Annotated in this window: 1 protein-coding gene; it reads right to left on the bottom strand. The window is 69.3% G+C overall.

Translation table 11 applies throughout. The features are described 5' to 3' along the window. Positions 1-1,289, bottom strand: a 1,289-nt coding sequence (locus I71_RS20710; protein WP_042697406.1) for a bifunctional diguanylate cyclase/phosphodiesterase, incomplete at both ends; no start/stop codon positions are given.

Raw genomic sequence — 1,289 nt, 5'->3', positions numbered from 1 at the left:
GGTTTTCGGCCACCCCGTCGGAGTCGTCCATCAGGACACTTTCCGTCACCTCCAGCTCCAGCGCGGACGGCGGGATGCCGTAGGCGGACAGCCAGCCGGCAACCCGCTCCGCCAGCCCCGGACGGCGCACCTGCACCGCCGACAGATTGATGGCGATCAGCAGGTCCTGGTGACGCAGCAGCTCCGCCGCACGCCGGCAGGCCTCGCCCAGCACCCAGTCGCCCAGCGGCAGGATCAGGCCGGTGTCCTCGGCCACCGGGATGAACTGGCCGGGCATGATCAGCGTGCCGTCGGGCTGGCGCCAGCGCACCAGCGCCTCGGCCCCGACAAGCCGGCGGCCGTCCAGCGAGAATTGCGGCTGGAAATGCAGTTCCAGCTCGTTGTTGGCCAGCGCCCGGCGCAGGTTGCTTTCGGTCCACATCCGGTCGGACGCCCGGCGGTTCAGCTCGGGCGTGAAGAACTGGTAGGTCGCCCGGCCGGCCTCCTTGGCGGCATACATCGCCATGTCGGCGCTCTTCAGCAGCCCGTCGATGCCGGTGCCGTCATCCGGGTAGACGGCGACGCCGATGGAGGGCGTGACCTGCAACTCGTGACCGTCGATCACATAGGGCTCGGACAGGGCGTGCAGCACCTTGCGCGCGACGACGCCGGCGGACTCGGGGCAGTCCATGTCGCCGATCAGGATGATGAACTCGTCGCCGCCCTGCCGGCTGACGGTGTCGCTGGCCCGCACGGTGCCGGTCAGCCGCACCGCCACCTCGCGCAGCAGGCCGTCGCCGACCTGATGGCCGAGGCTGTCGTTGATGGTCTTGAAGCGGTCGAGATCGACGAACAGCAGCCCGACCTTGGTGCCGTGGCGCCCGGCAGCCAGCATGGCGCGCTCCAGCCGGTCGCGCAGCAGGAAGCGGTTGGGCAGATCGGTCAGGAAGTCGAACTGCGCCAGATGGCGGATGCGTTCCTCCTGGGCGCGGGTGGCGGTGATGTCGGTGAAGGCGGCGATGTAGTTGGCGACGGCGCCATCCTCGTTGCGGACCAGCTTGACGCTCAGCCATTCCGGAAACACCTCGCCGGTCTTGCGGGTGCTCCAGATCTCGCCGGCCCAATGACCCTCGGCGCTCAGCTGCCGCCAGAGCTCCTCGTAGAAGCCCGGCGGGTTGCGGTCGGAGCGCATGAATTCCGGCGTGCGGCCCAGCACCTCGTCGCGGTCGTAGCCGGTGATGCGGGAGAAGGCATCGTTGGCTGCGACGATCTGCTGGCGGTCGTTGGCGACGAACATGCCCTCCGCCGCA

The sequence above is a fragment of the Azospirillum sp. B506 genome, from assembly GCF_000333595.1.
Classification (GTDB): Bacteria; Pseudomonadota; Alphaproteobacteria; order Azospirillales; family Azospirillaceae; genus Azospirillum.
Note: the sequence above shows the minus strand (reverse complement) of the source record. Positions and strands in the feature narration are given on the sequence as shown.